The organism is Streptomyces nanhaiensis (assembly GCF_046614825.1).
Lineage (GTDB): Bacteria > Actinomycetota > Actinomycetes > Streptomycetales > Streptomycetaceae > Streptomyces > Streptomyces radiopugnans.
In genome coordinates this window covers 1-9,152 of sequence record NZ_JBKJFM010000198.1, presented here as the reverse complement: position 1 = coordinate 9,152, position 9,152 = coordinate 1, and the positions used below count along the sequence as shown (strand labels likewise).

3 protein-coding genes, 1 tRNA gene and 1 rRNA gene are annotated in these 9,152 nt (G+C 71.1%); 1 reads left to right on the top strand and 4 read right to left on the bottom strand.

Features of this window, described 5'->3' with window-relative positions:
- Nucleotides 1-4,972, bottom strand: a 4,972-nt coding sequence (locus ACLIYP_RS27515) for a HAMP domain-containing protein (protein ID WP_412715804.1), incomplete at its 3' end; no start/stop codon positions are given.
- Between the two features lie 367 nt (nt 4,973-5,339).
- Here ACLIYP_RS27515 and ACLIYP_RS27510 point away from each other — a divergent pair.
- The gene (locus ACLIYP_RS27510; protein ID WP_412715805.1) at nt 5,340-7,988 is read left to right on the top strand and encodes a SpoIIE family protein phosphatase; all 2,649 of its coding nucleotides are present in this window, start codon (nt 5,340-5,342) and stop codon (nt 7,986-7,988) included.
- A gap of 76 nt (nt 7,989-8,064) precedes the next feature.
- Here ACLIYP_RS27510 and ACLIYP_RS27505 read toward each other — a convergent pair.
- The 3 genes from ACLIYP_RS27505 to rrf form a co-directional block, all read right to left on the bottom strand.
- Nucleotides 8,065-8,137, bottom strand: a tRNA-Thr gene (locus ACLIYP_RS27505).
- A gap of 87 nt (nt 8,138-8,224) precedes the next feature.
- Nucleotides 8,225-8,935 carry a DegT/DnrJ/EryC1/StrS family aminotransferase gene (locus ACLIYP_RS27500; protein ID WP_412715803.1) on the bottom strand — a complete coding sequence of 237 codons (711 nt, stop codon included), beginning with the start codon at nt 8,933-8,935 and terminating at the stop codon, nt 8,225-8,227.
- A gap of 97 nt (nt 8,936-9,032) precedes the next feature.
- Nucleotides 9,033-9,149, bottom strand: a 5S ribosomal RNA gene (gene rrf / locus ACLIYP_RS27495).
- Nucleotides 9,150-9,152: the final 3 nt, after the last annotated feature.

Below are 9,152 nucleotides of genomic sequence, written 5' to 3'. Positions count from 1 at the left end.
CGCCCCGGGACCCCTCCCCGGCGCCGGAGGCCCCGGGCTCCCCGGGCACGGCGGCGGGAGCCGGGGCACCGGACCCGCCGCCCGGCTCGTCCTCGGCCGCGGGCGCGGCCTCCGGGGAGCCCTCCCCCGGCTGCGGATAGCCCTGGGGCGGCAGGTCGCCGGCGGTCAGGGGCAGGTAGAGGGTGAAGGTGGAGCCGCGGCCCGGCTCGCTGACCGCGTGGATCTCGCCGCCGAGCAGCCGCGCGATCTCACGGCTGATGGACAGCCCCAGCCCGGTGCCGCCGTACTTGCGGCTGGTCGTGCCGTCCGCCTGCTTGAAGGCCTCGAAGATCACCCGCATCTTGCTCTGCGCGATCCCGATGCCGGTGTCGGTCACCGAGAAGGCGATCAGGTCGGAGTCGGGGTCGCGCAGCGAGCCGTGCTCCAGCATCTGCTCGCGGATCGACTCCGGCACGTCCGACCCGGCCGAGCGGATCACCAGCTCCACCGCACCGCTGTCGGTGAACTTCACCGCGTTCGACAGCAGGTTGCGCAGCACCTGCAGCAGGCGCTGCTCGTCGGTGTGGAGGGTGGGGGGCAGCTCCGGCGAGACCCGCACGGAGAAGTCGAGCCCCTTCTCCGCGGTGAGCGGCCGGAAGGTCGCCTCCACGTAGTCCACGAGCTGCACCAGCGCGATACGGGTGGGGCTGACGTCCATCTTGCCGGCCTCGACCTTGGACAGGTCCAGGATGTCGTTGATCAGCTGGAGCAGGTCGGAGCCGGCGCCGTGGATCGTCTCGGCGAACTCCACCTGCTTGGGCGAGAGGTTCCCCTCGGCGTTGTCGGCCAGCAGCTTGGCGAGGATCAGCAGCGAGTTGAGCGGGGTGCGCAGCTCGTGCGACATGTTCGCCAGGAACTCGGACTTGTAGCGCATCGAGACCGCCAACTGCTCGGCGCGCTCCTCCAGGACCTGACGGGCGTCCTCGATCTCGGAGTTCTTGATCTCGATGTCGCGGTTGGTCTTGGCCAGCAGCTCCGCCTTCTCCTCCAGCTCCTCGTTCGAGGCCTGCAGGGCGCGCTGGCGGCTCTCCAGCTCCACCGACCGCTCCTGGAGCTGTTCGGCCAGCTCCTGCGACTGCCGCAGGAGCACCTCGGTCTTGGTGTTGACGCTGATGGTGTTGACGCTCGTGGCGATCATCTCGGCGATCTGGCTCAGGAAGTCCTTCTGGATCTGGGTGAAGGGCTGGAAGGTGGCCAGTTCGATGACGCCGAGCACCCTGCCCTCGAAGAGCAGCGGCAGCACGATCACCTGGGCGGGCGGCGCCTCTCCGAGCCCGGAGGCGATCTTCAGATAGCCGGGTGGCGATTGCTCGACGAGAAGCGTGCGCTTCTCCTCGGCCGCGATGCCCACCAGGGACTCACCGGGCAGGAAGGTGGTGGGCATGGTGCCCGGGGAGTAGCCGTAGGTGCCGATCATCCGCAGCTCGTACGAGCCGTCCTCGCTCGCCCCCACCCCGAGTTCCGGGCCGCCGCCGGTCGGGGCGGCCACGAAGAACGCGCCGTGCTGGGCGGAGACCACGGGGGTCAGCTCGCTCATGATCAGCCGTGCCACGTCCTCCAGGTCGCGGCGGCCCTGCATCAGACCGGAGATACGGGCGAGGTTGCCCTTGAGCCAGTCCTGCTCCTGGTTGGCGAGCGTGGTCTCGCGCAGCGTGGCGATCATGGTGTTGACGTTGTCCTGGAGCGCCAGGATCTCGCCGGCGGCGTCCACGTCGATCTTCACGTTGTGGTCGCCGCGGGTCACCGCCGCGGCGACCGCCGCGATGGCGCGCACCTGGCGGGTCAGATTGCCCGCCATCTCGTTCACCGACTCGGTGAGGTCCTTCCAGGTGCCCGAGACGCCGTCCACCCGCGCCTGACCGCCCAGCCGCCCCTCGGTGCCCACCTCGCGGGCCACCCGGGTGACCTGCTCGGCGAACGAGGACAGCTGGTCGACCATCGTGTTGATGGTGGTCTTCAGCTCCAGGATCTCGCCGCGCGCGTCGATGTCGATCTTCTTGGTGAGATCACCCTTGGCGATCGCGGTGGTGACCATCGCGATGTTGCGGACCTGGCCGGTGAGGTTGGAGGCCATGGAGTTCACTGACTCCGTCAGGTCCTTCCAGGTGCCCGACACCCCGGGCACCCGCGCCTGGCCGCCCAGGCTTCCCTCGGTGCCCACCTCGCGCGCCACCCGCGTCACCTCGTCGGCGAACGACGACAGGGTCGTCACCATGGTGTTGACGGTGTCGGCGAGCTGGGCGACCTCGCCGCTGGCCTCCACGGTGACCTTCTTCGTCAGATCACCGTTGGCGACCGCGGTGGCGACCTGTGAGATGTTGCGCACCTGGCCCGTCAGGTTGGACGCCATCAGGTTGACGTTCTCGCTCAGGTCCTTCCAGATGCCGGTGACGCCCGGCACGTGGGCCTGGCCGCCGAGGATGCCCTCGGTGCCCACCTCGCGCGCCACGCGCGTGACCTGCTCGGCGAACGAGGACAGCTGGTCCACCATCGTGTTCACGGTCGTCACCAGGGCGAGGATCTCCCCCTTGGCGTCGACGGTGATCTTCTTGGACAGGTCGCCCCGGGCGACCGCGGTGGTGACCTCGGCGATGTTGCGCACCTGCGAGGTGAGGTTGTTCGCCATGCCGTTGACGGACTGGGTGAGGTCCTTCCAGGTGCCCGAGACGCCCTCCACCTCGGCCTGGCCGCCGAGGATGCCCTCGGTGCCCACCTCGCGCGCCACCCGGGTGACCTGCTCGGCGAACGAGGACAGCTGGTCCACCATCGTGTTGAGGGTGTTCTTCAGCTCCAGGATCTCGCCGCGCGCGTCCACGTCGATCTTCTGCGACAGATCACCGCGCGCCACCGCCGTCGCGACCTGGGCGATGTTGCGCACCTGGGCCGTGAGGTTGCCCGCCATGCCGTTGACCGAGTCGGTCAGGTCGCGCCACACCCCGGCCACGCCGGGCACCTGCGCCTGACCGCCCAGCCGCCCCTCGGTGCCCACCTCGCGGGCGACCCGGGTGACCTGGTCGGCGAAGGCGGAGAGCTGGTCGACCATCGTGTTGATGGTGTTCTTCAGCTCCAGGATCTCGCCGCGCGCGTCGACCTCGATCTTCTGCGACAGATCACCGCGCGCCACCGCCGTCGTCACCTGGGCGATGTTGCGGACCTGGGAGGTGAGGTTGCCCGCCATGAAGTTGACGGAGTCGGTCAGGTCCTTCCAGGTGCCCGAGACGCCGTCCACCCGCGCCTGACCGCCCAGCCGCCCCTCGGTGCCCACGTCCCGGGCCATCCGGGTGACCTGCTCGGCGAACGAGGACAGCTGGTCCACCATCGTGTTGACGGTGTTCTTCAGCTGGAGCATCTCGCCGGAGACGTCCACCGTGACCTTCTGCGACAGATCGCCGTTGGCGACCGCCGTCGTCACCTGCGCGATGTTGCGGACCTGGCCGGTGAGGTTGCGGAACGCGGTGTTCACCGAGTCGGTGAGGTCCTTCCACGTCCCCGCCGCCCCCGGCACCTGCGCCTGACCGCCGAGCTCGCCCTCGACACCGACCTCCCGGGCGACCCGGGTGACCTCGGAGCCGAAGGCGGAGAGCTGGTCGACCATCGTGTTGACGGTGTTCTTCAGCTCCAGCATCTCGCCGGAGACGTCCACCGTGACCTTCTGCGACAGATCGCCGTTGGCGACCGCCGTCGTCACCTGCGCGATGTCCCGCACCTGTGCCGTGAGGTTGCGGAACGCGGTGTTCACCGAGTCGGTGAGGTCCTTCCACGTCCCCGCCGCCCCCGGCACCTGCGCCTGACCGCCGAGGACGCCCTCGGTGCCCACCTCGCTGGCCGCGCGCGTCACCTCGTCGGCGAACGTCCGCAGCGTCTCGGTCATCGTGTTGATGGTGTCGGCGAGCTGGGCCACCTCGCCGCGCGCGTTCACCGTCACCTTCTGCGACAGGTCACCGTTGGCGACCGCGGTCGTCACCCGGGCGATCTCACGGACCTGGGAGGTGAGGTTGCCCGCCATCGTGTTGACGGAGTCGGTCAGGTCCTTCCACACACCGCCGGCCCCGGGGACCCGGGCCTGGCCGCCGAGCTGGCCCTCGGTGCCCACCTCGCGCGCCACCCGCGTCACCTCGGACTGGAAGGCGGAGAGCTGGTCCACCATCGTGTTGACGGTGTTCTTCAGCTCCAGCATCTCGCCGGCCACGTGCACGGTGACCTTGCGGGACAGATCGCCCTTGGCCACCGCGGTGGTCACCAGCGCGATGTCGCGGACCTGGGCGGTCAGCCTGGACGCCATCGTGTTGACGGAGTCGGTCAGGTCCTTCCAGGAGCCGGACATGCCGCGCACCCGCGCCTGGCCGCCCAGCTTCCCCTCCGTGCCCACCTCGCTGGCTACGCGCGTCACCTCGTCGGTGAACGTCGAGAGCTGGTCGACCAGCCCGTTGACGGTGCGCCCCACCTTCAGGAACTCGCCGCGCAGCGGATGCGTCGCCCCGCCCGGCCCCTGGACCCGCAGGTCCATGCGCTGCTCCAGGTCGCCCTCGGCCACCGCCGACAGCACCCGGCCGACCTCCGAGACGGGCCGCACCAGGTCGTCCACCAGCGCGTTCGACGCGTCGATGGCCGAGGCCCAGGCCCCCTCGCAGGCACCGGTCTCCAGTCGCTCGGTCAGCTTGCCGTCCTTGCCGACCACCCTGCGCACCCGCGCCAGCTCGCTGGTCAGATGGAGGTTGCGGTCGGCGACCTCGTTGAAGACCGCGGCGATCTCGGCCATCGGGCCGTCGCCGGCGACGGTGAGGCGCTTGCGGAAGTTCCCGTCCCGCATCGCCTCCAGGGCGGTCAGCAGCCGGTTGACCGCGGCCACCTCAACCTCGATCACCCCGTTCGCCCGAGACCGTCCGTTTTTCGTGCGCGTGCTGGCGCCTCGCGCCGCTCCGCCAGACTGCACCGTGTCCCTCCCGCTGGGTCGAACGTTCCGCCCGGGCATTCACTTCGAGCCTTCCCAGTGTTTCACCATGGTGGAACCAGGCGATAACAGTTCGGCAGCATCGCACACCACCGACTGAACGCCTCAAGGGGGAAACACCCGCATCCGGGGCCCGCCGGTACCGCGAACGTAAGTAACCTGGCATCCGGCTGTCCATCCGCTCCGGCCCGCCGGGCGCGAAGGACACGTGGTCACGACGGGTATTCGAAGGGGCGCTGCGGTGGACGAGGCGAGTGCCGGGCAGCGGCTGGCCGCAGCGGTGGGCGCCCAGCGGGGCCCCCTGCCGCCCGCGCGTACGGACGGCGACGACAGATCCATGGGGAGAACAGTGATCACGGCGCGAGCAGCGGCCACCTTCGAGCCGGTCGGACGCTCGGTCGCGAGTGCCCGCGCCTTCGTGCGCGACACCCTCCAGGGCTGGGGTCTGGCCGACATCGTCGACGACGCCGTCGTCCTCACCAGTGAACTGGTCACCAACGCCGTCGTCCACGCCGGCACCGCCGCCGACGTCCTGTGCCTGCGCGACGGTGACGGAAGCGTACGCGTGGAGGTCGCCGACCACTACCCCGACCGCGGGCTGCCCGTCCAGGACCTGGGCCACCACTTCGGCGACCCCGACCGCGAGGGCGGCCGCGGCCTGCTGCTGTGCGCCTCGCTCGCCGACCGCTGGGGGGTCGAGTACACCGCCGTCGACAAGCGCGTCTGGTTCCGCCTGGAACTCCCAGAGCGCCCGGTCGGCACCCGCAGCGCCGGTCCCGCGCTCCCCGACAGCGCCCTGCCCACGACCGACACCCGGGTCCGCGTCGCCGTTCTGCAGGTCGACCGCGCCGGCGCCGTCTCCGCCTGGAACGACGACGCCCGCGAGCTGTTCGGCTACACCGCCGAGCAGGTCACCGGCAAGCCGCTGACCGATCTCGCCGCCTGGCCCCACACCCCCGGCATCGGCACCGGCATCGCCGAGGCCCTGGCCCTCTCCCGCTGGGAGGGCTCGTACGGCGTCCGCGGCTCGGACGGCCGTACCGTCCCCGTCTACGCCTCCCACCTGCGCGTACGCGACGCCGACGGTGAACCGTCCACCGTGTGCCTGCTGGTGCGCGACCACGAGCGCGCGGTACTGCAGTCCCCCGCGCGCGGTGCGGCGTCCGACTCCGCCGGCGCCCCGGAGAGCCGCGACCGGGCCGGCGCCGATCCCTTCGAGGTCTTCATCGGCTCCCCTCCCCCGGACGACCTCGACGGCCTCCTCCAGCGCACCGTCGAGCGCGCCCGCGACATGCTCGACGGCGACGCCGCCTTCCTCCTGCTGGCCACCGACGACGAGACCGAGCTGGAGGTCCGCGCCACCACCGGCCTGCCCTCCGCCCGCCAGCGCTTCGCCCGCGTTCCCGTCGAGGCGGGCAGCGGCCGCTACGGCTCGGCCCGGATGCCCTCGGTCCACGAGGACCTCTCCGCGGTCCCCGGCGCGGTCCCCCTCCTGGAGGGAACGGGCATGCGCTCGGTCGTCACCGTCCCGCTGAAGGTCGAGGGGCGGCTGACCGGATCCCTGGGCGTCTCGGCCGAGGCTCCGGGCCGCTACACCAACGAGGAGGCCCTGCGGCTGCAGTTCGCCGCGGACCGGATCGCGCTCGCGGTGGAGTCCGCGCGCCTGACCGAACTGGAGCGGCTGCGCCGCGGCTCGCTGTCCTTCCTCGTCGAGGCGTCCGACCTGCTCGCAGGCACCCTCGACCGCGACCAGACGCTCGCCCTGATGGCACAGATGACGGTCCCCACCCTCGCCACCTGGTGCGCCGTCTACACCATCGCCGACCAGTCCTCCGAGCCCGAGCTCTCCTACGTCCTGCACGAGGACGAGGACCGCATCGACGGCCTCAAGGCCCTGCTGTCCAAAGTCCCCCCGCCCGATCCGGTGCCCACCCCCGGCGCACGGGTGTGGACCGTTCCGGGCGACGCGGCGCACTCCGCCGCGCTGCGCACCTCCCTGCGCAGCCTGGGCCTGGACCAGAGCGGCCTATCCCTCGACCGCCTCCCCGCCTCCATCTCCTCGAACCCCGCCGGCACCACCCTCGCCACCGCAGCCACGGTCGGCGGGGAGACGGTGGTGCTGCCGCTGGTGGCCCGCAACCGCGTCATCGGCATGCTCACCCTGGGCAAGCCGACCGAGGAGCGCTTCCGCCAGGAGATCCTGGAGCTGGCCGAGGACCTCTCCCGCCGGGCCGCCCTCGCGCTGGACAACGCCCGGCTCTACAGCGAGCGCACGGCCATCAGCCAGTCCCTCCAGCGCAGCCTGCTGCCGCCCGAGCTCCCCGACGTCCCCGGCGTCGAGGTCGAGGTCATCTACCGCGCCGCGGGCGAGGGCAACGAGGTCGGCGGCGACTTCTACGACCTCTTCCCCATCCGCGACGGCGCGTACGGCTTCGCCATCGGCGACGTCTGCGGCACCGGCCCCGAGGCCGCGGCCGTCACCGGGCTGGCCCGCCACGCGCTGCGCCTGCTGGCCCGTGAGGGCTTCGGGGGCCCGGCCGTCCTGGAGCGGCTCAACGCCGCGATCCTCGACGAGGGGGCCCGCAGCCGGTTCCTGACCCTGCTCTACGGCGAACTGTGGCCTCAGCCGGAGGGCGGCGCCGTCCTCAAGGTCGTCTGCGCGGGCCACCCGCTTCCGCTGCGTCTGCGCCAGGACGGCACCGTAGAGCCGGCCGCCGAGCCGCAGCCGCTGCTGGGGGTGATGGACGACCTGGAGCTGTACGAGGAGACCGTCACCCTCGATCCGGGCGACGTCCTGCTGTGCGTCACCGACGGTGTGACCGAGCGCCGCGAGGGCGACCGCATGCTCGGCGACGACGGCCTCGCCGACGTCCTCACGACGTGCACGGGCCTGACGGCGGGCGCGGTGGCCGCGCGCATCATGCGCGCGGTGGAGCGTTTCGCCGCCGACGCGCCTTCCGACGACATGGCGATCCTCGCCATGCGCGTTCCCGAGTGACGGTCGGCGCGCCCATGGTCCCCGTACCGAAACGACGAGGCCCCCGCCTCGCGGCGGGGGCCTCGTTCCTTTCCGGAGCCCCAATACGGAATCGAACCGTAGACCTTCTCCTTACCATGGAGACGCTCTGCCGACTGAGCTATTGGGGCGAGCCAGCGAGATAGATCATACCTGAATCCCGGGGTGCCGTTGACCACCCGGCCCTCCCGGTCGCCTCCGGGAGTTCCCTCCGCTTCTCAGCAGGCCGGTTCCATCAGCAGACCACCCAGCGCGTTGCAGGCCGAGACGATCCGCTGCAGCTCGCGGCGGGTCATCGACGCCTCCAGAGGCAGTGCCAGGCACTCCGCCGCCGCCCGCTCGGTCTCGGGCAGCCGGACGTCCGTCCGGAACTGCGGCAGACGGTGCACGGGGGTCCTCACCGGCACGTGGCACCGTACTCCGCGGGCCCGCAGAGCGTGCTTGAAGGCGTCCCTGTCGGGCCGCCCGTTCCCCGGCACCCGCACCACGTACTGCTCGTACGTGTGGCGCATTCCGGCCGCGACGCGCGGGACGACCACACCGGTCAGCCTGGCGCTCAGGAACTCGGCGTGCTGCCTGCGCCGAACGGCCTCCACCGAGGAGACGGCGGCCGGCCCCCCGGACTCGACCACCTTCATCCCGTGGCGCTGCGCCAGCGCGTGCAGACAGACCATGTCGGCGGGGTGACCGAAGAGGTGCACGGGGACCACCGCGGCGGTCCGCTCGTTCACCACCGCGGCGACGGAAGCGGGGTCGATGCAGAAGCTCCCGGGATCGATGTCGGCGAAGACGGGCAGTGCGCCGGCCCCCCGTACCGCCGCCGCCACCTCGCTGTCGCAGTACGCGGGCACGACCACCTCGTCCCCGATACCTATGCCCTGCTCCTCGAGCCCGGCTCGCAGCGTGTCGCTCAGCGTCGTCGTCCCCATGCCGGAGATGCTGGCGGCGCCACGTGAACTCCCGGTTACGCAACAAAAAAAGGCCGTAGCCCCCGGAATTAACTCCAGGGGCCACGGCCCAATAATCGTTCGGCGGCGTCCTACTCTCCCACACGGTCCCCCATGCAGTACCATCGGCGCTGAAAGGCTTAGCTTCCGGGTTCGGAATGTAACCGGGCGTTTCCCTCACGCTGTGACCACCGAAACA